Raw genomic sequence first — 23,251 nt, forward strand, 5'->3', positions numbered from 1 at the left:
TTCAATCTGAGCCAGGATCAAACTCTTCAGTTTAATCTCTGTTTAATGTCATTTCTGACAGGTCGGACAGTATCACTACCATCCAAATCTTTTGCATTGCAAAAGATTTGCTCACTCGAAAAACTGACAGGCTACTTCCGAAGAAGTATCCTATTTCATTATTTCTTGTGAACATTTGATATTTTAAGTTTTACGCTGCTTGCGCAGCGCTGCACTGACATCAAATGCCCACACTTATCGACTGTTAATTGTTAAAGAACTGTATTCGGTACTGCTTATTTACTGCTCTCGCGCTATCGACAAAGCGTTGTGTTTGTCAACTGCGAAGAAGGAAGAGTATGAAGTATTTCGCTACGTCCGTCAACTCCTTCTTTTTTCTCACCGCACTCAGCATTTGCATGCGTCGTTCAGCGAGGGGGCGAATTATAGCCCTGCCCCACACGCCTTGCAAGCGCTATTTTCCCGCGCCATGAAACGGCCCTGGCACCGCACTTGCTTATACCACCCTATGCACTGTCCACTGAGGGAGGAACTCTGGGCCTGGCAGCAACACTGGGGATAGCCCGGTTCGCTTTGCTTTGCTCCCATCTGTGACAGGTGCTACATTATGGAACACTCTCGATATTCAAAAGAGCGCCGCAGTACAGGGCCCAACGGAGGCAACGAGATCATGTATCAACCGTCAGCTACTTACCGTAGCGCCCCGTTTTCGTCCATCGCGGACGCAAACACCTTGCCGGCAGGACAGGATAACGTCCCCGTCATTATTGAAACGTCGCATCAGCGTTCCGTCGCCTTTGGCCTGTCGCCCACGGCCACGCCCGACTTTACGCCGGCCGGCAAATCCGATCTGTCCTTGCTGATCGAGCAGAATCGCATGCTGCACACGCACGCGCTGCCGGCGATGGAAACCCTATACCAGCAAATCGTCAACACGCACAATATGGTGATCTTGACGGATGCCAATGGTGTGATCGTGCATTCGCTGGGCGACGATGATTTCCTGGAAAAAGCCAACCGCGTCGCCCTGCAGCCGGGCGTGGCGTGGTCGGAACAAAGCCGCGGCACGAATGCCATCGGCACGGCCATCACGGAAAAAGTACCAACTCTGGTCCATGCGGACCAGCATTATCTGGCCGCCAATCACTTCCTGACATGCTCCGCGGCACCGATCACCGATCACCGTGGCAATGTCATCGGCGTACTGGACGTCTCGAGCGACCAGCGCAGTTTTCACAAACATACGATGGCCCTTGTGCGCATGTCGGCGCTGATGATCGAAAATCAGTTGTTTTCCGCCACCTTCGAAGACGCCATCACCGTGCACTTCCACGCGCGCCCCGAATTCATCGGCACCTTAATGGAAGGCATCGCCTCGTTCACCCCGGGTGGCCGGTTCTTATCGGCCAACAAGAATGGCTTGTTCCAGCTGGGCCTGTCATTTGCCGCACTGCAATCGCACACGTTCAGCTCGCTGTTCGGCTTGCCCGTTTCTGCCCTGTACGAGCATTACCGCACGGCCTCACCCGGTTTACTGAACCTGTGCATGCACAGCGGTGTGCGCGTGTACGGGCGCGCGCAGTTGCGCCTGTCGAATAGCGTCTTCCAGCACGGCTTTACCGCCAGCACCGATCACAGCGACATCAACGCGGTGCCGGCGGCGATCCCCGCACCTCCCAGCCACGCGGCCAATGCGGCGCGCCGCCTGTCCGGCCTGCGCTACCTGCGCACGGGCGATCCGCAACTGGAACTGGTAATCGAAAAGGTCAACAAGGTATTGGGGCGCGATATTCCCATCCTCGTCATGGGCGAAACAGGCACGGGCAAGGAATTGCTGGCGCAAGCCATCCACAACGATTCGCCACGGGCCATGGGACCGTTTATCGCTGTCAATTGCGCCTCCATCCCGGAAACCCTGATCGAGTCCGAACTGTTCGGCTATGAAGACGGGGCGTTTACGGGCGCGCGCAAGAAAGGGGCCATCGGAAAAATCTTGCAAGCCAATGGCGGCACCCTGTTCCTCGACGAAATCGGCGACATGCCCTTCGGCTTGCAGGCACGTCTGTTGCGCGTGCTGCAGGAACGCATGGTCACGCCGCTGGGCAGCAGCAAATCGATCACGGTCAATGTAGAACTCATTTGCGCCACAAATCACAACTTGCGCGAACGCATGGCCAAGGGACTCTTCCGCGAAGACTTGTATTACCGCCTGAATGGCCTGGTGGTGAAACTGCCGCCGCTGCGCGAGCGCACGGACCTCGATACCGTGGTGAAAAAAATTCTCGCAACGGAAGCGCCCGATACGCGTTACACGGTGGCGCCTGACATCCTGCGCCTGTTCCACCAGCATAAATGGCCAGGCAATTTCCGCCAGCTGACCAATCTGTTGCGCACGGCCATCGTCATGGCGGGCGACGAGCATGAAATCTGTTTGCGCCACATGCCCGATGATTTCCTCGACGATATTGAAATGACGCAAGCGACTGCCGCCAGCGCCAGCACGGACCGCATGATTGCCGCCGGCGCCAATCTGGAAGAGATGGAGCAAAGCGTCATCCTCAAGTCGCTCGATGCCCACGGCGGCAACGTCTCGGCCACGGCACGGGCCCTGGGCGTGTCGCGCAACACGATCTATCGCAAGGTACCGCATCTGAAATAGCCTAGAGTAGACGGGAAAAGCCGGGTGACATCTGGCGCCGGCCCTGCTTGTCAATGGTCATCAGGTCGACCCCGTCGATCCGCGCGGCCATCGCATGCGCGCGCGCCGCGCCCGTCACCATGAATGTCGTCGACAGGCCATCGGCCAGCAAGCCCGTGGGCGCCAGCACGGTCACGCTGGCCAGTTCGCCCGGCGAATCGCCCTTCGAAGGATCGAAGATGTGGTGATGCACGAAGTCGGGCGTGAACGTGCATTCGTAATCGCCCGACGTAGCCACGCTGCGCCCGTCCACTTTCAAGGTGGCCGCCAGGATCTCCGCGTCGCGCGGATCCTGGATGCCCAGGGTCCACGGGCGACGCACGGCACGCTGTCCGCGCGCGACGAACTCGCCCGTGTCGAGCAGCGCGTGCCGCACGCCGCGCGCCTGCACGGCCGCCAACGCCAGGTCGGCCGCATAGCCTTGCGCCAAACCATTCAAGGTCAGCGCCATGCCGGGATGAAGAAAGCGCACTTCGCGGCGATCGCACGCCAGTTGCCGCCAGCCTACCCGCGCCTGCGCTTCGCGGCGCAATGCTTCCGCCGGCACGCTGGCCTGGTCCGCCGCCGCGCGAAACAGCTGCCATAAAGGTTGCACGGTGATATCAAACGCCCCGTCGCTCCATTGCGACAAGGCTTGCGCCTGCGCCAGCACCGTCAGCAGATGGGCATTCGGGCGGGCCAGGCGGCCGTCACGGTTCAGCTGGAAGACTTGGCTGGCGGGACTGTAAATGCTCATCAGGCGGTCGACATTCCTGGCCGCATGCAAGGCATCCTCGATGGCCAGCTCGGCCTGGCGCTGATCGTGGTGCAATACGGTGACGGTGATCGTCGTGCCAAACGCCAGCGCGGCGCCTTGATAAGGGCGCACGCCGGACGCCGTGACCGTGCCGCGCGCCATGCTGCCAGGCAAGATCATGCCCGCGATGCCGGCCACGCTGCCAATGGCTGCGGAAATAAAGGTTCTACGCTGCATTGCTGCTCTCCTCCGCCGTGGCCCGGGCTATGGGAATGGTGCGGGCACGCTTGATTTCCAGCATCAAAGGCGCGCATTTTTCATCGCTGGCGTAAATCACCACGCAATCCATGCATTGGAAACACTCGCCATAATCGACTTTCCCGCTAGCCGCGATGGCGTGATGCTCGCAACGGTGGCGGCAGGTCTGGCAAGGCGTGCCGCAGTCCTTGCGGCGCGGAATCCAGTTGAATAAACGAAAGCGCCCCAGCAGCGCCAGCGCCGCGCCAAACGGACACAAGTAGCGGCAAAAGAATTTATAGGAAACACTGCTGAGCAGCAGCAAGCCCACGGCATATGCGACGAAGGGCCAGGCGCGCACGAAGTTCAGGGTAATGGCCGTCTTGAACGGTTCCAGCTCCACCAGCTTGTCCGTGATCTGGCTGGAAAACGTGCTGCTGCCAAGTATGGCCACCAGCAATCCATACTTGATCCATTTCAAGCGTTTATCCAGACGTGGCTTGATCTTCCACTGCGGCAAGCGCAGCCACTGGCCCAGCTTGCCCGTGAATTCCTGCAGCGCGCCGAACGGACACAGCCAGCCGCAAAACGTGCCACGCCCCCAAACCAGCAGGCTGAGCAGCACGAACGCCCACAGGATCACTGTCATCGGGTCGAACAGGAAAAAACCCAGGCTGCGCCCCGCCAGCAGCGCCTGGATGACACCGGTGATATTGACGATCGATAGCTGCCCCTGCGCGTAATAGCCGATGAAGCCGATGGTAAACAACAGGAACAGGCGGCGAAACCAGACAAATTGCCGCTCATCGCGCACCAGGCGTTTCTGCCATGCCAATGCACCGGCCAGCAGCGCCAGCCCAGCCAGCAAGGCCAGCAACTCAGTCTTGCGGCTCTGCCACGTGCCGCGCCAGCTGGCATCGTCGCCTTGCGTCGCCGTATAAAACTCTGCGGGCAAGCGGTAATTGACATCCACGTTGCGCGCGATGCGTTCCGGATACACGATGCCCTTGCTGCGCGTGATCGGCAGCGTGAACGCCAGCGGACTGGCCGCATCGAGTCCCGCCTGGCTGATGACGCGCAAGACCGCGATATTTTCCGTCGGCAACGGCCCCGCATCGGACAGGTTCAATTCCAGGTCCAGGTCGCGCATGTCGATGGGCAAGCCATCCTGTTTCAGCAATAGCCGGTCCGGCACCGTGCCGCGCACGAAATCGTCGCCCAGCACGCTGTAGCGCCCGCGCGACATGACGAGGATGGCGTGGTCGCCCTCGTCGAGCCGGTTGCGCAGCTTGTTCCAGCTGCGTTCCGTCAACAGATTGCGCCCCACGCTGGGCACGGATACATAGGCCAGGTACAGGTCGATGAACAGGCCGTCCGGCTCGCGCGTGGCCTGCGCGTCGAGTCCGGCGCCATTGCTGCCCGCAAACAGGGCTTCCACGTCCTTGTTACTCAGGCGCACATGCTGGATCAAGCCTTGCGCCAGCATCTGCGCTACGCTAAGTTGCTCGAACACGTCCATGCGGATGCGGGCGATCTGGTCCGGGTCGCGGCCTTGCGCGAAGCCAAGTTTTTTGCGCGACACTTTCAAGGCCGAGGCCAGCACACTTTGATTGATGATGCGCACGGATGCCGTGGCCTTCGACACGCCATCGATATCGGCGTGGGTCGCATCTGGCGCGCGCTTCTTCCTGGCATCGATGGCGATGTTCTGCTTCAGCGACAGTCCCTGGTACTGTTTGACGAACTGAAACAAGGGCGCTTCGCCCAGGCCGTCGAGAAACACGGGTTCGTGCTGCGACAGGACGGATACATCGAGGAAACTGCCTTGCGGGTCGATGGCGATCAACAGATTGACGGGCACGCCGGAAAAGCCGGGAATCGGCGCCAGGTCCACCGATTCAAACGCGTAGCCGACCAGTTCGGTGGCTGTGGCGTTTTGCTTGAACAGGGGCCAGACGGGCAAGTCGGCTTCCTTCTCGCCCACGACGAGAGGTGCCGGAAAGCGCCGCGCCAGTTCGGCCTTGGTGAGCACGCCCGCCCACGCCTGTCCCAAAATAAACAGGAATAGCCAGCATCCGATGAACAACCGCATTATCCGCATGCACTGTGCTCCGTGCGGCGCCCTGTCGCAAGGCGCCGCGTTCATTAATTAGAAGAAAATAATGCCGCCGAGGGACACGCCATTCATCTTCGCTTCGCCGCCCGTAAAGCCTTTCGAGCGCGTCTGGCCCAGCTCGCCCACCAGGGTGATCGCGCTGTTGAGCGAGTAGTACGCGCCCAGTGTCAGGTTGGCGTTCGACTTCAAACCGCCCGTGCCGGCCGTGTTGTCGTCGTTCTTGCTGATGCCGTAAGACAAGCCCAGCTTCAGCTTGTCCGTCGTTTTATACGTGCCTTGCAGCAGCCAGTTCTTCGACTTCGTATCGCCCTGGTCCGCATCGGACAAGATGCCCAACCCCTTGCCGCCCTGGAAGTTGAGCAGCACGCCAGCCGGCCCCATCTGGTAGGAGCCGCCCACTTCCACGCCGCGCATGGTCAAATCATCGACACCCGGCGTTTTCGACGTGAACTTTTGCGACTTCACGCCGAGCCAGGCTTTCAAGCCTTCCTGCGCATAGGTCAGTTGCGCCTGCACTTGCGGACTCGACTTTGAGGAATAGGTCGAGCCTGCAACGATGGGCGTATCAGAAACGGGACTGACCAGCGCCACATCGGCACCAAAGCCGCCCGACTTCGGCGTGCTGTACATGATCTGGCCATAGTTGCCCAGATAGGTATAGCCGGCGCCGATATGGCCCAGGGTCACCCGGCCCCGCTGCGTCGCCTGCACCGGTGCGCCCGAGCCCAGCAAGGTCATGTCGGACAGGATCGCGTTCGCGCCGAAGATGCCATAGTCGCGGCCCAGCTTGAAGGTACCCATTTCCGCATTGCCAAACGTAAAGAAGGCCTGGCGCACGTCGACCACGCTGTTCTGGCTGATGGCGCTGTCGGTGGCCGTCGAGTTGTAGATGCCGATCAAGGCTTTCACGTCGTACTCGCCCAGCCGCGAGCTTGCCGAGGTGATCAAGCCATTCGGCAGCAAGCCGTTGCCGATGGTGGTGCGGTCCTTTTCTCCGCCGCAACCGAGCGCCTGGCCACCCAGTGCCAGCCCGCCCACCGCATCGCCCGAACACGATACTTGCGTGTAATAGGCGTTGACGATGCCGCCCACCGACACGGTCCAGTCGCCCGCCTTGATGTCGACGGCCTGCGCCTGCCCCATCGCTGCGATTGTCATGACACCCACGCTCCCCAGCTTGCTCAATGTGTTCATTGCTTCTCCTCTTTCTTCTCTGTTTTTAGTGTGCACACCAGTGATTGATGTACCTCAAGCTTTCGCAATAAGCGTGCCCAGAACGGCTCAGAGGGAGAAAGAGAAATGACGTGTTTGACGTGTGCAGCAGCGGATCAATCGCCCCGCACGGTGTTCCTTTTTTGACCGCCAGCACGCTGATCGCGCAACTGCGTAAACAAAAAACTGACGGCCTGGGCCGTCAGCAAAAAGAAAGCACCCGGCGGACAGGGAGACACCCATCCGTGTGGCCCGGATGCTTCACCCCGTTACTTCGACGCCAGCTTGAAGACCCACACGGAACCGCCCTGCTCCAGGAAGTTGACCTTCTTCGCCACTTCGCCGCCCCACAGCGGCACCGCGCCGCCCCAGCCGGAAACGACGGCCACATATTGCGTGTCGCCATCCTGCCAGGTGACGGGCGGCGCCACGACGCCGGAACCCGTCTGGAATTTCCACAGCTCCTTGCCCGTCTTCGCGTCGACGGCTTTCAGGAAGCCTTCCGGCGTGCCGTAGAACACCAGATTGCCGGCCGTGCTCATCACGCCGCCCCACAGCGGCGCATTGTTCTTGATTTCCCAGACGATCTTGCCCGTCTTCGGATCGATGGCGCGCATGGCGCCGATGTAATCGTCAAACAAGGGCTTGATGGTGAAACCGGCGCCGAGAAAAGCGCCGCCCTTCTTGTAGCTGATCGGCTCATTCCAGATATCCATGCCCCATTCGTTCGCCGGCACATAGAACAGCTTGGTTTGCGGCGAGTACGCCATCGGCATCTGGTTTTTTGCCCCGAGGAAAGCGGGGGCGGCAAACACGGTCGTGCCCTTCTTGCCTTCCTCTCCCTTGGTCGGGTCGCCAGGGCGGCCGGCGGGAATGAAGTTCGGCCGGCCCGTCTTCAGGTCGATGCTGCTGGCCCAGGTGATTTTTTTCACAAACGGAAAGGCGTTCTGCAGCTTGCCCGTGTTGGCGTCGATCACATAGAAGAAACCGTTGCGGTCGGCCTTGCCGCCGTAGCGCTTGCCATCCATGTCGAAGGTGACGAACTCGTTGGCGCCGTCAAAATCCCAGGCATCGTTCGGCGTGTTTTGATACGCCCACTTGATCTGCCCCGTTTTCACATCCAGCGCCACGGTGGATGACGAGTACAGATTGTCGCCGGGACGCAAGTGGCTGTTCCACGGCGCCGGGTTGCCCGTGCCGAAATACGCGAGCTTGGTCTGCGGATCGTAGGTGCCGCCCATCCAGGTCGAGGCGCCGCCCGTTTTCCACAGGTCGCCCGGCCAGGTCTTGTTCACGGTGCCGGATACGCCGTTATCGATGGCCTTGCCATCCTTGTCGTAGCGGTGGCCCATATGGCCTTCCACCGTCGGACGGCTCCACACGAGGTCGCCCGTCATCGGGTTGCGCGCCTCGACCCGCCCCACGATACCGAATTCGCCGCCCGACACGCCCGTCAGCAGCAAGCCTTCGGCGATCAGCGGTGCGGCCGTCATCGAGTAGCCGGCAGCGTAGTCGTCGACTTTCTCCTTCCAGACGATCTTGCCCGTGTTCTGGTCCAGCGCCACCAGATAGGCGTCGAGCGTGCCGAAAATCACCAGGTTGCCATACAGGGCGGCGCCGCGGTTGACCACGTCGCAGCAGGGCATGATGCCGTCCGGCAAGCGATGCTCATATTTCCACAGCTTGGCGCCCGTTTTCAGGTCGACGGCAAAGATGCGCGAATACGATGCCGTGACGAACATCTTGCCGTTATGAATCAAGGGCTGCGATTCCTGGCCCCGCTGTTTTTCGCCGCCGAACGAGAACGACCAGGCCGGCACCAGCTTGGCCACGGTCTTGTCATTAATCTGCGTCAACGGTGAATAACGCTGGCCCTGCGTGCCCATGCCGAACGACAGCACGCTGGCCGGATTCTTCGCCGTATTGTCGAGCATGGCATTGGTGACATTGCCCACGTCGGCCGCCTGGGCCAGCGATGCCAAACTCAAACCGATGAGTATCCCCATGATTTTTTTCTGCACAATCATCTCCCTCTGTTTTATTAGTATGTGTGTGTAACTCTCAGGTACTTTTTCTGTCGTGCTCATGCGGCTGGGCATGCAACAAGGCACACTCTTCATCGGTGAACAGGCGTGAGCGCGTCAAAAAGCGCTTGCCCGTGCCGTTGTCGAGTGAAAACATGCCGCCATTGCCATCGACCACATCGATAATCAACTGGGTATGCTCCCAGTACTCGAATTGCTCGAGTCCCATGTAGAACGGTGTGCCATTCAAATTGCCGAGATAGATGTCGGTATCGCTGACATCGAACTCGCCCAGCGCATAGCACATGGGCGCACTGCCGTCGCAGCAGCCGCCCGACTGGAAAAACATCAGCGGGCCGTGACGCTGGCGCAACTTGTCCATCATTTCCAGCGCCGCATCGGTGGCGACCACCCTGGCAATTGCTGCACTCATGGCATCCCTTTCTGCGCGCCGCGCCTGGACTACGGGCGCGGCGCCTGTTGCCGGTTTAGAAGAAGCCCAGCGCTTTCGGGCTATAGCTCACCAGCAAGTTCTTCGTTTGCTGGTAGTGGTCGAGCATCATCTTGTGGTTTTCGCGGCCGATACCCGATTGCTTGTAGCCGCCGAACGCGGCGTGGGCTGGATACAGGTGGTAGCAATTGGTCCACACGCGACCCGCCTGGATGGCGCGGCCCATGCGGAAGGCGCGCGAACCGTCGCGCGTCCACAGGCCGGCACCGAGGCCGTACAAGGTATCGTTGGCGATCGCCAGCGCGTCGGCCTCATCCTTGAAGGTGGTCACGGACACGACCGGTCCGAAAATTTCTTCCTGGAAGATGCGCATCTTGTTGTTGCCCTTGAACACGGTCGGACGCACGTAATAGCCGCCTTCCAGGTCGCCCGCCTGCGTGTGGCGCTCGCCGCCGGCCAGCACTTCGGCGCCTTCCTGGCGGCCGATGTCGAGGTAGGACAGAATTTTTTCCAGCTGCTCCTGCGACGCCTGCGCACCGATCATGGTGGAAGCATCGAGCGGATTGCCCTGCTTGATGGCGGCCACGCGCTTCAAGGCCCGTGCGATGAATTTCTCGTAGATCGATTCCTGGATCAGCACGCGCGATGGGCAGGTGCACACTTCGCCCTGGTTCAGCGCGAACATCGCAAAGCCTTCCAGGCACTTGTCGAAATACTCGTCGTCCGCATCCATCACGTCTTCAAAGAAGATGTTCGGCGACTTGCCGCCCAGCTCCAGGGTGACGGGAATCAGGTTTTGCGCGGCATAGCCCATGATCAAACGGCCCGTGCCCGTTTCGCCCGTAAAGGCGATCTTGGCGATGCGCTTGCTCGAGGCCAGCGGCTTGCCCGCTTCCAGGCCAAAACCGTTGATGATGTTCAGCACGCCAGGCGGCAGCAGGTCGCCGATCAGCTCGATCAACACCATGATGGAAGCGGGGGTTTGCTCGGCCGGTTTCAGGACGACGCAATTGCCGGCGGCCAGGGCTGGCGCCAGTTTCCACACGGCCATCAGGATCGGGAAATTCCACGGGATGATCTGGCCCACGACGCCCAGCGGCTCATGGTAGTGGTAGGCATAGGTTTCCGCGTCGATTTGCGCAACGGAACCTTCCTGCGCGCGGATGCAGCCGGCAAAGTAACGGAAATGGTCAATGGCCAACGGAATGTCGGCGTTCATCGTTTCGCGGATCGGCTTGCCGTTGTCGATGGTTTCCGCCGTGGCGATCAGGCTCAGGTTCTGTTCGATGCGGTCGGCGATGCGGTTCAGGATATTGGCCCGCTCGGCAGGCGACGTCTTGCCCCAGGCCTCCTTGGCGGCATGCGCGGCGTCCAGCGCCAGCTCAACGTCTTCCGTCGTGGAACGGGCGATTTCGCAAAACGGCAGGCCGGTGATCGGCGTGATGTTAGGAAAGTATTCACCTTTTACGGGTGCAACGAATTTGCCGCCGATGTAATTGTCATAGCGTTGTTTGAAGGGATTGGCTACGCCCAGTTTGCTGATGTCTGCGAGATTCATGTCGTCCTCTATCGGGTTAATTAGAATGGAATTACTTAATTAAAATCAAACGTCCTGGTACAGATGGGGTGAGTACACGGAGTCTTCCGCAAATGCCGTGCCAGCTCGCCATCCCCCTACAAACTTAGCCGGTTTTACCCCTGTTGCAAGGGCGTGGCGTCAATACCGGTGCGCTTTTCGGCGCATGCCCGGGCTAGAGCTGCGGGGGCGGGCCTGTGTGCGTTGTGAACAAGGTAAAGGCATCCTGTTCCAATCCGGGCCAGCCCTGCGGCATCTCGCCTGCGCCGCTGCACAATGGAACAGGTGTACCAGACTGGAACACCTGTTCCTGTACCGCTACCGAATCACCACGCCCCATGGCAATTCACCGACGGCAATATCGGCCACCTTGCGCGCGCTGGCCGTATCGATGACGGAAACGCTGTTCGAGCGGCCATTGGCCACGTACAGCTTGGCGCCGTCCGGCGTGATGGCCATGTTCCACGGGCGCTTGCCGACGGGAATGGTCGCCGTGACCTGGTTGCTGGCCGTGTCGATCACCATCACCGTGCCGTCGATGCCGTTCGAGACATATACGTGCTTGCCGCCGGGATGGACCACGATGCCATTCGCATTCTTGCCTGCTGGAATGGTGGCAATCGCCTTGCGCGCGGCCATGTCAATGACATAGACGGCATTGACCAGTTCGCATGCCACATAGGCAAGGCCCGAGTCGGGACTGAAACCGATGCCGCGCGGCCGCAAGCCCACAGCGACGGACGCCACCTGGCGGCGTTGCGCCACGTCGATGACATCAACTTGCTCGGCCTCTTCCGCGCTGACCAGCAGCCAGCGTCCATCCGGGCTGAAGATGGCATGTTCCGGGTTGCGCCCTTGCACCTTGATATCGGCGAGCAAGGTGCCCGTGTGGCCATCGAGCAAGGCCACGCTATTGTTTTCCTCGACGGCCACGGCCACGTGACTACCGTCTTGCGAGGCGCTGACGCCTTCGGGCGACTTGCCCAGCGCCACCGTGCGCACGGGCGCGCCGCCCGCGTTGTCGATCAGCAGCAAGGCGCTGCTGGCCGCGTCCGTGACAAACAACTGTCGTCCGGCGGGATCGGCGGCGATGCCGCGCGGACGCTTGCCTGCCGCGATCTGGCGCACCACCTGGTCAGTCGCCGTGTCGATCACGCTCACGGTGCCCGATTTTTCATTGGGGACATAGGCAAACGGAGCGGCCTGGAGGGCAGTACTGGCAAGCGCGGGCAGCAGCCAGCACACCTGGCGCAAGCGCGAGAAGAAGTTGGGCATAATCACCTTTTCAATGAAAAACACAGGAAAAGCGCGCGGTAGCGGCGCCTCTGACAATTGCTGTATGCAAACGCCGTGCCACGGACACGCGTATAATTTCAGCCCACCAATGGAGACATGGCAGGCATATTGCTTGATACACCTACGCAGACCTGCGCCGCGCACGCGACCAAGCAGGCTTTTATTCACATTGGAGAATCCGCATGCAGCATCGTTTCCGCCTGAACACCATCGCCAGCTTGTTTGTCGCCGGCAGCGCCACCCTGGCCCCCCACGTCTTTGCCGCCGAGGCCGCAGATCCGGGCGCACAACTGATGGATACAGTGGTCGTCAGCGGCAGCCGCATCGCCCACCCGAGCCAGGAAGTACCGGCCTCGATCGATGTCGTCGACAGCGCCCGCATCCAGGAGGGCCAAATCCGCGTCAACGCGTCGGAGGCGCTGGCCGCCGTGCCGGGCCTGGTCGTGCAAAACCGCCAGAACTACGCGCAAGACTTGCAAATATCGTCGCGCGGCTTCGGCGCCCGCTCGGCCTTCGGCGTGCGCGGCGTCAAGCTGATCAGCGATGGCATTCCCGCCAGCATGCCGGACGGCCAGGGCCAGGCCGCCACCTTCAACCTCGATACGGCCGAGCGCATCGAAGTGCTGCGCGGGCCATTTTCCGCCATCTACGGCAACCACTCGGGCGGCGTGATCCAGCTGTTTTCCAAGGAGGGGCAAAATCCCCCGTCCGTCGAACTGAATGTGACGGGCGGCAGCTACGGCACCAGCAAGGTCGATCTCTCGGCGCAAGGCCAGGCAGGCGGCATCGGCTACGTACTCGACGGCTCGCGCTTTCGCACGGACGGTTTCCGCGACCACAGCGCCGCCACGCGCGAACAGGCATTCGGCAAGATCACCGTCAAGCCGAATGCGGACAGCAAGCTGACCATCGTCGCCAACAGCCTGCACCAGGGCAACACGCAAGATCCGCTGGGCGTCACCTGGCCCACGTTTGCCGCCAACCCGCGCGCCGGCGAAATCGACACGACGGATACGCAAAACCCGAAACGCACCCTGGCCGAGCGCTACAACACGCGCAAGAGCATCGACCACCAGCAGATCGGCGCCACCTACGAACAGTCGTTCGGCGATGACCGCCTGCATGTGATGGTGTATGGCGGCAACCGCGACGTGATCCAGTATCAGGCTTTTACCAAGGGTTTTCAGGCGCCAGCCAGCCATTCGGGCGGCGTGGTCGACTTCCAGCGTGAGTTCTATGGGATCGACACTAACTGGCTGCACGTGAACCAGCTGGCCGGCGGCAAGCTGAGCACCACCATCGGCATCGACTATGGCCGCTCCAGCGATGACCGCACCGGCTATGAAAATTACATTGGCAATAGCTTTGGCGTAAAAGGCAAGTTGCGCCGCGACGAGCAGAATGTCGTCTCCAGCCTCGATCCCTATCTCCAGGCGGAATGGCAGAGCGGGCCATGGCTGCTCAGCGCAGGTGTGCGTTACAGCAAGATGAAAGTGGCGGTCGACGACCATTACCTTAGTAACGGTAACGATAGCGGCAGCCTGGAGTTCAGCCATACGACGCCGGTGCTGGGCCTGCTGTATAAGCTGACACCGAACGTCAACGTGTACGCCAGCGCCGCGCGCGGCTTCGAGGCGCCCACCTTGAACGAACTGTTTTACTCGGGTACGGCCGGCGGCTTCAATTTCAACTTGAAGCCGGCCACCAGCACCAACCTGGAAGCGGGCGTCAAGGCCAGGATCGCCAACAACACGCATGTGAACGCGGCCGTGTTCCAGATCAAGACCAGCGACGAGCTGGTGGTCGACAAGTCCAGCGGCGGGCGCACCAGCTATCGCAATGCGGGTAAAACCTTGCGCCAGGGCATGGAAGTGTCGCTCGATTCGAACCTGCCGTATGGTTTCACGGCCAAGGTGGCACTGACCAGCCTGCACGCCGTGTATGACCAGGCCTTTGGCGCCGTGCGCGAAGGCAGCCGCTTGCCGGGCGTGCCCAGCGCCAACCTGTTCGCGGAACTGGCCTGGAAAGACACATTCGACCGTGTTGGCGCGGCACTCGAAAGCGTGGCCAGCAACCAGGTGTATGCGGAAGACAGCAACATCGAAAAGCCGGCGCCCGGCTACACGGTATTCAACGCGCGCTTCAACGCTAAGCAAAACGTAGGGAATTGGCGCTTCAAGGAGTTTGCCCGCCTGAACAATCTTTTCGACAAAACCTACGTGGGCTCCGTCATCGTCGGCGACAGCAACAAGCGTTACTATGAAGCGGCGCCGGGACGCAACTGGTTGCTGGGTGTCAGTGCCATGTATTCCTTCTAATTAAAAAGCCCGCGCATCGGAAGATACGCGGGCTTTTTAACGAGAGCAAGCTAAGTCAGGGCCGTGCTTCCTTCACGCCATACTTCTCAAAGATGGTTTTCAATTCGCCGCTAGCCGTCATCTCGTTCATGGCCGCCTGCAGCAACTTGGCCACGTCGAGCTGTTGCTTGCTGACGGCCAGGCCCACGGCCCAGCCAGCACGCGGCAAGCGAGCGAACGCCACTTCGTTCAAGGGGAAAGCGGGATCGCTTTTCAGCACCGATTCGATTTCCGAACGGTTCGCCAGCACGGCGTCGAGCCGGCCCGCCTGCAATTGCTGCAAGGCTTCGGCGGCCGTGTCGAAGATGCGCACGTCGTCACGGTATTTGCCATTGTCTTCCCCCAGCATCAGCATGGCCGCGATCGACACTTTTTCCACGCCGATACGCTTGCCCGCCAGCGAGGTGACACCATCGAATTGCGGCACGGCTTGCGCGCTGCGCGCCAGGCGTACGGTTTCCACGTAGTAAGGCGCGAAGATCTCGACCTTGTCGTTATCCGCCATCAACTTCTTGTCGACCGGTACATGCAGCATCACGTCGGCGGGACCATAACCGAGGTAATGCCCCTTCCACACCATATTGCGCAAATCGTCGTTGAGGTTTTCGCCGGCGGGAAATGGCAGCAAGCTCAGTTTCAGCCCCAGCTTTTTCGCCAGCGCTTCGGCGATGTCGATATCGATACCCACGCCCTTGTCGGAAAACGGCGCGAATTCGTTATACACAGCCACTTTCAGGCTGCCCGACTGCTGCACTTTCTGCCAGTCGGCGCGCGCCGGCGCGGCTGCGCACAGCGCCAGGCAGGCGAGCGATAGCATCGCGCGCGCGCCCCGGAATTGAAATGAACGCATGGGACTCCTTCGTGATCAGTTCGACTTAATTCGATTCGCGGCGCGTTTCCAGATAGGTCTTGATGGCCCACATGGCTTCCTGGTTGAACACGCCCTCGAACGGCGGCATGTACACGGCGCCATTGCGTACTTTACCGTGACGTATAGTCGCCAGGAAATAATTATCCGTTTCCTTGTAGCAAGCCTGTTTCTTTGTCTCATTCTTGATACCGAAACAGTCGCGATCGAGCTGGCGCAAGTCCGGCGCGATGCCGCCCGAGATGGCTTCGATGCCGTGGCAGCGCGCGCAATTCTGGTTATAGGCCGAGGTGCCCACCGTCAGGGCCAGCTTGTTGCCCCGATACGGGTTTTGTTCGAGCCACTTGTCGCCCACCTTGGGCAAGCCCGTAGTGTCGACGCCTTGCGGCGTGACATTGCCGTGCGCATAGGCTTGCGGCAAGGTCAGCAGGGAGGTGAGGGCAACGGCGCCGGCGGCGGCCACGCCGAGCAGGGTACGGATGGAATAGGTCATGCTGGTCTCCTTGGTTTTTTTAGTGAATATCCAAGAAGAGCAAATGCCATGCCATGCGTATATGCCCCACGACCGGCCACCCATGTATCAATTTGGAACAGCTGCAACACCTGCTTGTGTCACCACGCGCGTCAGGCGGCGGCCACCGTGCAGATGCTGCCCCGCTCCTGCTGTTCGAAAGTAATACGTACGGGCAAGAAGCGGGAAATCACCTCGGCATTGGTCAGCGCATGCTGCGACACCTTGCTGCAGCTGAAGGTGCCGCCGCCCGCCAGCGCCATCGGTAGCAAGAGCTGGTCGGCCAGGTGCTCGCCGACGGCCGCGTCCGTCTTGAGATAGGCGCGCACCTCGTTCAGCAGGCGCTTGGCCACGGACTCGGCCAGCAAGGACTTTTCGCCGAACGACGTAAATACTTCCGTGACGTACTCATGTTCCAAGGTCAGCAACAGGACATTGCCCGGTCCCTGCTCCGCCGGCAAGCCGACGAGGCGCAGCTGCTTGCCGCTCCAGCCCATGCCGCTGGCAATGCGTTCGAGCTCGCGCTGCGCCACGTTCACGTGCACGCCCGCCACCACGCTTTCCGCAAACCCCGCCTTGCGTTCGCCGCGCTGCAGCAGTTGAATCGGCTGCAGGCGCTGGCACGGTTGCACGGTGGCCACCACCTCGCCGCCGCCTGCGGGATGAAAGCCATACCGCTGCTGCGTAATCTCTACCTCGGCCCCCATCTGTTCCAGAATGCGGCCATACGCGCGCTGCAAAAAATGCACGGGCGGCGCCATGGCATTGTGCGTGCCGCCGCTGATGCGCACGGTAGACGGCCCATCCGCATGCAGCAGGGCCGGCAGCAAGGTTTGCAACACCAGGGTGCAGCTGCCGGCGCTGCCGATGGCAAAGCGGTAATCGCCGCCGCGCAGGGGGCCAGGCACGAATTCCAGGCTCGATGCGCGCAGCGCCACCGGCGTCGTGCGCGCCCCGCAAATGGCCGCCGCCGCCTGCACGGCCAGCAAATGCTGACGCAGCAAACCGGGCTTGTCCCGCCCCGCGCGGATATTCGTCAGCCGGAATGACTGCCCCGTAATCATGGACAGGCTCAGCGCCGAGCGCAAAATCTGTCCGCCGCCTTCACCTTGCGCTCCATCTATTTCTATCATCTGTACTTTCTCTCTATTAACCTTTGACGCAGACGACCTGCTTCAGGATATGCACGACGTCGACCAGCTCACGCTGCGCCAGCATCACTGCATCGATATCCTTGTAGGCCATCGGAATTTCATCGATCACGTTTTCATCCTTGCGGCATTCCACACCCTCGGTGGCGCGGATCTGGTCGGCCAGATTGAAGCGCCGCTTCGCTTCCGTGCGGCTCATCGTGCGACCCGCACCGTGGCTGCAGCTATGGAAACTGTCCGCGTTACCCTTGCCGCGCACGATAAAACTCTTGGCGCCCATGGAACCGGGAATGATCCCCAGTTCGCCGGCGCGGGCCGAGACGGCGCCCTTGCGCGTGACCAGCACGTCCTTGCCGAAGTGGTGCTCCTTCTGCACATAGTTATGGTGGCAGTTGACGGCTTCCACATGCGTCTGAAACGGCTTATGGATGACCGTGCGCACGGCCGCGATCAGGTTTTGCATCATCACTTCGCGGTTATTGCGGGCGAAACGCTGGGCCCAACCCACCGCTTCCACATAATCGTCGTAATGCTGCGTGCCTTCGGCCAGATAGGCCAGATCCTGGTCGGGCAGGTTGATGAAGTGGGTGCGCATATCCTGCTTGGCCAGTTCGATGAAATGCGTGCCGATGGCATTGCCCACGCCGCGCGAACCGGAATGCAGCATGAACCATACGGAACCCTGCTCGTCGAGGCAGACTTCGACGAAGTGGTTACCGCTGCCCAGCGTTCCCAGGTGGCGATAATTGTTCGTATTTTTCAGCTTCGGCGTTTTCAGGCAGATCGCATCGAATTCGTCCTTCAATTGCAGCCAGGCCGCATCGACCACCGATGGCGGGGTATGCCAGGAACCTTCATCGCGGCCGCGGTGGCCGCGCGTCTTCGGCGACATCCCGTGCGGAATGGCGCGCTCGATGGCGCTGCGCAGCGGTCCCAGGTTATCGGGCAAGTCGTTCGCCGTCAACGTGGTCTTCGCCGCCATCATGCCGCAACCGATATCCACGCCCACCGCCGCCGGAATCACCGCGCCCAGGGTAGGGATCACGCTGCCGATGGTCGACCCTTTGCCCAGGTGGACGTCGGGCATGACGGCGATGTGCTTATAGATGAACGGCAGGGTCGCCGTGTTGCGCAATTGTTTTTTGGCCGCTTCTTCGACAGGCACGCCACGCGTCCACATCTTCACGGGACGGCTGCCTTCGGTATGCAGGACTTCGTATTCTTCGTTTTTCATCGCTATTCTCTTCTTCTATTGTATAGGGGGTGATGACAAGGATTGGTGAAACGTTGCCGACGCATCGGCCCAGGATGTAGTTCCACCGGCATTCATCAGTACGACAACCCGACAAGGCGGGACAGGATTTTCTGGCGGCGTACTGCGCACGCCAGGCCGGTTTGACGCGGCTGATCGATGTAATCCTGTCGGCATTCGGGGTACTGCAGCGCATGACAAGTCTGGACAGGACGTCTTTTATGTAGTCTTGTCCGCATTCATGCGCTTTACTTCAACAACCTGGTGCCGCGATATCGATGCCGGCGATTTCTCCCGCCCAGTGGGCCGGGTCCAGCTGGCCGGCGGCAAAGGCGGCGATGATCCTGAAGACGTCGTCGGAAAAACCGCCAATATTCAGGATATCCTCACGCTCCATCGCCTGCGTCGTGGCATGCGGCGAAATATCGATGCACACCAGTTTCGCCTGCGGATTGCGCAGCTTGAAGACATTCCACTGTCCCATCGTCGCCGTGGCGCCGCTGCGCTTTGCGTCGATCCATGATTCGTTATCGGATACATAGATCACCAGGTCCGCCAGCTCCTGCTTGCTGTTCATCCGCAGCAGGGGCGCGCTGCAATTGGTGCCGCCACCGCCGATGGCCGCCAGCCTGGCCGCATTCGCCATCACGCTGTCGTCCGCGCCAAGTGCGCACTGCACCACGTTGTGCTCGAACGGCAGCACCATGGCGTCCGGATTCTTGCGCAACATGGCTGCCGCCACCAGGGCAGCGACGTCGATGCAGCGCACGTTCGAGGTGGCGCTGCCGCGAAAACCGCTGACGGGCGAGGCCATCGAGCCGGAAACGTCAGGACACACCACCACCTTGCCGGCAAGCCGCGGCACGTTCGCCAGCGATATTTCCAGCGCCTGTTCCAGCGCATCGCGCACGACGTCCGGCACGTTCTCGCCGGCCGCCATGTACGCCGACATCAGCTGGTACGGAAACACCCGTGCCCGGCCAATCGCCTCAGGATCGCGCAGCTTGGCGGCGATCAGTTCCGGCATGCCGGCTATCGCGTACACACCGTGGCGGGCAAAGGTATTCAGATTCATGCGCACCATCTGCCAGCTGCCCTGGCGCGCGATCTGCGCCCAGGAGTGCGCGCTCAAGGGCAGCGCCGTCAGCATCTGGAACGGCACCTCCGGTATCGCTTGCGAGGTATCTGCCTTGTAGGCCTCGAACGCGGCCAGCGCCGGCGACAAGGCATCGCGTTTATATTCCTTGCCGATCAGCCAGGCAAAGAATGCCTCCCGCCACGCTGCCAGCGGTTTTGGATGCACCATCTTCACCACGTCGGCCAGCGACGGCGCATTGCCCACGGCGGCGGCAAGCAAGGCCTGTTCCGAAGCGGTGTTCAGCCATGCCTGCACGAGCTTTTTCGGACGCGATCCCAGCGACTTGCGGCCCACGGCGCCCGAACGCATGATCTGCACGAAGTTGCGCAGCATCTTGCCGTTATTGATGACGCGCTGGAAGGCCTGCGGAAATTCTGCCGCGCCCTGGGCCGCCAGCACGGCCACCAGCAAGGCCGGCATGTCTTTCATGTAGCCGCGTTCGCGGCAGTACACGGCCGTTTGTGCGATGAAGGCTGGTTCGACCGCCTGGCACAGTTCCAGTACCGTCGCCAGCTGCGCTTCGGCGCTGGCATAAAACGTCGTGTTCAGGCAACCGGTGGCCGCATATTGCGCCAGCTGATGGCGTGGCGTCAGCGCATAGGCTGGCGCGCCTTCGGCATTGCGCGCCAGCGCCGAAGGCAAGGTCGCGGTCTGTTGTGCGCTCTGGAATAAGTGGGCGTTGGCCATTTTTCGTTCCTCTCTGCTCTCTACGCTTATCTCGTTGGTATCTCCTCTATTGCAAGCGCTATGCCAGCTTTCAATATTTCCTCAAACATTTCCATAACCAATTGATTTTATTAAGTAATCTCTCCACGCAAGCTGTGCACTGAAAATATCCCTGTCATGGCGATTTGGAATACAATTATCTTTTAAGATAAATATTTATCCCAACTATGCAAGTAAAACGTACCGTCGTCATCGGTTTTCTCGGCACGCAGCTCGACAATGGCAGGGGAGCCGCCCGCTGGGAAAAGTGGCGCCCCAGCGTCGCCCTGACCCAGCATGAAGACAAGATCATCGACCGCTTCGAGCTGCTATACGCCGGCGAGCAGTTTGCCAGCCTGGTGCGCCAGGTATCGCAGGATATCGCCAGCGTCTCGCCTGAAACCAGGCTGAAGGCCCATGAACTGCCCATCAGCGATGCCTGGGATTTTGAAGACGTGTACGGCGCGCTCTACGATTTTGCCAACAACTACGCCTTCGATCCGGACAAGGAGGAGTACTGGATCCACATCACCACCGGCAGCCACGTCGCGCAAATCTGCATGTTCCTGATGACGGAAGCCCGCTATTTTCCGGGCCGCCTGGTGCAAACGTCGCCACCGAAGCGGCAGGCCGCCGGCAATCCGGGCAGCTACACGCTGATCGATCTCAATCTGTCGCGCTACGACCAGATCGCCCAGCGTTTTACGCGCGAGCAGGCAGCGGGCGTGGCCTTCCTGAAGTCCGGCATCGCCACGCGCAATGCAAAGTTCAACGGCATGATCGAGGAAATCGAGCGCGTCGCCATCAAGTCCAGGGCGCCGATGCTGCTGATGGGCCCAACGGGCGCGGGCAAATCCTTCCTTGCGCGCCGCGTGTATGAACTGAAAAAATCGCGCCACCAGATCGACGGCAAATTCATTGACCTCAACTGCGCCACCCTGCACGGCGACGGTGCCGCGTCCACCCTGTTCGGCCATATCAAGGGCGCCTTCACGGGGGCGGGTTCCGACCGTCCCGGCTTGCTGCGCAGCGCGCACAAGGGCTTGCTGTTTCTCGATGAAATCGGAGAACTGGGACTCGATGAACAGGCGATGCTGCTGAAAGCCATCGAAGAGAAGCGCTTTTTCCCCGTCGGCGCCGACACGGAGGTGCAAAGCGACTTCCAGCTGATCGCCGGCACCAACCGCGACCTGGGCAAGGAGGTGGTGTCCGGCCGCTTCCGCGAAGACCTGTATGCGCGCATCAATCTGTGGACATACGAATTGCCGGGTCTGGCGCAGCGCCCCGAGGATATCGAGCCGAACCTGGACTACCTGCTGACACAATACGGCGCCGAAACGGGCGAGCGCGTGCGCTTCAACAAGGAGGCGCGCGAGCGCTTCATGCGCTTCGCCACCCTGCCCACCTCCGCATGGAAGGGAAATTTCCGCGACCTGTCCGCCGCCGTCACGCGTCTTGCCACCTTGTCAGAAGCGGGCCGCATCACGGATAGCGTGGTAGACGAAGAGATCAGGCGCCTGAACCGGATGTGGCGGCACCATGGTGGACGGAGCGATAGTCCGGAAGTGGATCTGGCAGCGATCATGGGAGAGCAGGCGGCAGCCCAACTCGACCTGTTCGATGCGCTGCAGCTGCAGGCAGTCATCCAGGTATGCCGGCAGTCGAACAATATGTCCGATGCCGGCCGTACCCTGTATGCCGTGTCGCGCGCGGCGAAAGCCAAACCGAACGATGCCGACAGGCTCAAGAAATACCTGACCCGCTTTGCCCTGGACTGGGATAAAGTGTCCTCAAGCAACTAAGAAGAGAGAACGATGATTCCAGAAGAAATACGAGTAGAGATCATGCGCCGCCTGGCGGTCGTGGAAGAGAAGGAAGGCGTGCGGATTTTAATGGCGATTGAATCGGGCAGCCGTGCCTGGGGATTTGCCTCGCCGAACAGCGATTTCGATGTGCGCTTCATCTATGCGCGCCCACAGGACTGGTATCTGAGCGTCGACCTGGAAGACAGGCGCGACGTCATCGAATATCCGATCGTCGATGATATCGACTTGAACGGCTGGGATGTGCGCAAGGCGCTGCAGCTCTTCTGGCGCTCCAATCCTGCCGTCATCGAATGGATACAGTCGCCGATCCAATATATGGAAAAGGGCAGCTTCAGGACGGACATCCATGCCTTGCTCGATCCCGTCTACACATTGGAAAAGGGGATTTATCATTACCGTAGCATGGCCAAGACGAATTACCGCGGCTATCTGATGACGGACATGGTTCCCTTGAAGAAGTATTTTTATGTCCTGCGTCCCCTGCTCGCCACGCGATGGATCGAAACCTATCACAGCGCGCCGCCCATCGAATTTGCCGCCCTGCTGCACCTGCTGCCCAAGGAAGACGGCTTGCTGGAAGAGATCCATATCCTGCTCGAGCGTAAAAAGGTCGCACTGGAAAAAGAGCTGGCACCACGCATCGATAAACTCAATGCCTTCATTGAAGCAGAGTTGGCCAGGCTGGAGCATTTCAGCGTGGAAAAGGAAGAAAAATCCGGGGGCATGGAGAGGTTGAACGAGTTGTTCCGCCAAGTTTTGCAGGAAAACTGAGCATCAATAAGTAAAGGCAGCGCGCAGCGCTGCCTTTTTTTTCGTCTGTTGCGTTGGCAGCGGATGAACAGCCGGGGGCAGCCCCCTCGCACTGACCGTCGGTCGGCGGATCGGCGCAGGCCGGTGCAGCTCGGCGTAGGTCGGCTTAGCGCTGCGCGCGTAAGCCGACAGCACCACAGGCCCCCACGGCACCACCGCCCCCTGAATCACCAGACGAAAAAAAACCCGCCAATTGCTTGACGGGTTTTTTCTTTACTGCGTATAACAAGCCTGACGATAACCTACTTTCACACTGGTTGCAGCACTATCATCGGCGCAAAGTTGTT

General features: G+C 60.5%; 16 protein-coding genes. 4 read left to right on the forward strand and 12 right to left on the reverse strand.

Annotation, left to right across the window (positions count from 1 at the left end):
- Nucleotides 1-670 precede the first annotated feature (670 nt).
- Nucleotides 671-2,659: a sigma-54-dependent Fis family transcriptional regulator gene (locus ACQ4W4_RS27310; RefSeq protein WP_436544630.1), complete on the forward strand. Its 1,989-nt coding sequence runs from the start codon at nt 671-673 to the stop codon at nt 2,657-2,659.
- 1 nt (nt 2,660) lies between these two features.
- On the opposite strand, the gene ACQ4W4_RS27315 is transcribed toward ACQ4W4_RS27310, so the two are convergent.
- The 7 genes from ACQ4W4_RS27315 to ACQ4W4_RS27345 all read right to left on the reverse strand — a co-directional run bounded on the left by ACQ4W4_RS27315 (nt 2,661) and on the right by ACQ4W4_RS27345 (nt 12,325).
- Nucleotides 2,661-3,671 carry an FAD:protein FMN transferase gene (locus tag ACQ4W4_RS27315; RefSeq protein WP_436544631.1) on the reverse strand — a complete coding sequence of 337 codons (1,011 nt, stop codon included), beginning with the start codon at nt 3,669-3,671 and terminating at the stop codon, nt 2,661-2,663.
- Nucleotides 3,661-5,703, reverse strand: coding sequence for a 4Fe-4S binding protein (locus tag ACQ4W4_RS27320; protein WP_436544632.1), 2,043 nt, complete (start codon nt 5,701-5,703; stop codon nt 3,661-3,663). Before ACQ4W4_RS27320 ends, ACQ4W4_RS27315 begins: the two co-directional genes overlap by 11 nt.
- A gap of 117 nt (nt 5,704-5,820) precedes the next feature.
- Nucleotides 5,821-6,981, reverse strand: coding sequence for a porin (locus ACQ4W4_RS27325; RefSeq protein WP_436544633.1), 1,161 nt, complete (start codon nt 6,979-6,981; stop codon nt 5,821-5,823).
- A gap of 287 nt (nt 6,982-7,268) precedes the next feature.
- Complete coding sequence (locus ACQ4W4_RS27330) at nt 7,269-9,005, reverse strand: PQQ-dependent methanol/ethanol family dehydrogenase (protein WP_436544634.1); 1,737 nt, start codon at nt 9,003-9,005, stop codon at nt 7,269-7,271.
- A gap of 55 nt (nt 9,006-9,060) precedes the next feature.
- Nucleotides 9,061-9,456 carry a DUF779 domain-containing protein gene (locus tag ACQ4W4_RS27335; protein ID WP_282409818.1) on the reverse strand — a complete coding sequence of 132 codons (396 nt, stop codon included), beginning with the start codon at nt 9,454-9,456 and terminating at the stop codon, nt 9,061-9,063.
- A 55-nt stretch (nt 9,457-9,511) separates the two neighbouring features.
- Nucleotides 9,512-11,032: an aldehyde dehydrogenase gene (gene adh, locus ACQ4W4_RS27340; RefSeq protein WP_436544635.1), complete on the reverse strand. Its 1,521-nt coding sequence runs from the start codon at nt 11,030-11,032 to the stop codon at nt 9,512-9,514.
- A 336-nt stretch (nt 11,033-11,368) separates the two neighbouring features.
- The gene (locus ACQ4W4_RS27345; RefSeq protein ID WP_436544636.1) at nt 11,369-12,325 is read right to left on the reverse strand and encodes a beta-propeller fold lactonase family protein; all 957 of its coding nucleotides are present in this window, start codon (nt 12,323-12,325) and stop codon (nt 11,369-11,371) included.
- 203 nt (nt 12,326-12,528) lie between these two features.
- Between ACQ4W4_RS27345 and ACQ4W4_RS27350 the strand changes: the two genes are divergently transcribed.
- Nucleotides 12,529-14,664, forward strand: a complete 2,136-nt coding sequence (locus ACQ4W4_RS27350; RefSeq protein ID WP_436544637.1) for a TonB-dependent receptor family protein — start codon at nt 12,529-12,531, stop codon at nt 14,662-14,664.
- A 55-nt stretch (nt 14,665-14,719) separates the two neighbouring features.
- Here the strand turns inward: ACQ4W4_RS27350 and ACQ4W4_RS27355 are convergent, their stop codons facing one another.
- The 5 genes from ACQ4W4_RS27355 to ACQ4W4_RS27375 form a co-directional block, all read right to left on the reverse strand.
- On the reverse strand, nt 14,720-15,553 hold the full coding sequence (locus ACQ4W4_RS27355) for a substrate-binding periplasmic protein (RefSeq protein ID WP_436544638.1): 834 nt from the start codon (nt 15,551-15,553) through the stop codon (nt 14,720-14,722).
- A 25-nt stretch (nt 15,554-15,578) separates the two neighbouring features.
- Nucleotides 15,579-16,064 (reverse strand): cytochrome c-550 PedF, encoded by a 486-nt coding sequence (gene pedF, locus ACQ4W4_RS27360; protein WP_076573049.1) that lies wholly within the window; start codon nt 16,062-16,064, stop codon nt 15,579-15,581.
- 131 nt (nt 16,065-16,195) lie between these two features.
- Nucleotides 16,196-17,215, reverse strand: a complete 1,020-nt coding sequence (gene rtcA / locus ACQ4W4_RS27365) for an RNA 3'-terminal phosphate cyclase (RefSeq protein WP_436544639.1) — start codon at nt 17,213-17,215, stop codon at nt 16,196-16,198.
- A gap of 16 nt (nt 17,216-17,231) precedes the next feature.
- The gene (locus ACQ4W4_RS27370) at nt 17,232-18,467 is read right to left on the reverse strand and encodes an RtcB family protein (RefSeq protein ID WP_436544640.1); all 1,236 of its coding nucleotides are present in this window, start codon (nt 18,465-18,467) and stop codon (nt 17,232-17,234) included.
- Between the two features lie 271 nt (nt 18,468-18,738).
- Nucleotides 18,739-20,310, reverse strand: a complete 1,572-nt coding sequence (locus ACQ4W4_RS27375) for an RNA-binding protein (protein WP_436544641.1) — start codon at nt 20,308-20,310, stop codon at nt 18,739-18,741.
- Nucleotides 20,311-20,516: 206 nt separating this feature from the next.
- Between ACQ4W4_RS27375 and rtcR the strand changes: the two genes are divergently transcribed.
- Complete coding sequence (gene rtcR, locus ACQ4W4_RS27380; RefSeq protein WP_436544642.1) at nt 20,517-22,130, forward strand: RNA repair transcriptional activator RtcR; 1,614 nt, start codon at nt 20,517-20,519, stop codon at nt 22,128-22,130.
- 12 nt (nt 22,131-22,142) lie between these two features.
- Nucleotides 22,143-22,925, forward strand: coding sequence for a nucleotidyltransferase domain-containing protein (locus tag ACQ4W4_RS27385; RefSeq protein ID WP_436544643.1), 783 nt, complete (start codon nt 22,143-22,145; stop codon nt 22,923-22,925).
- The last annotated feature ends 326 nt before the right edge of the window (nt 22,926-23,251 follow it).

It is taken from the genome of Janthinobacterium glycogeni, from assembly GCF_051380725.1.
Classification (GTDB): Bacteria; Pseudomonadota; Gammaproteobacteria; order Burkholderiales; family Burkholderiaceae_D; genus Janthinobacterium.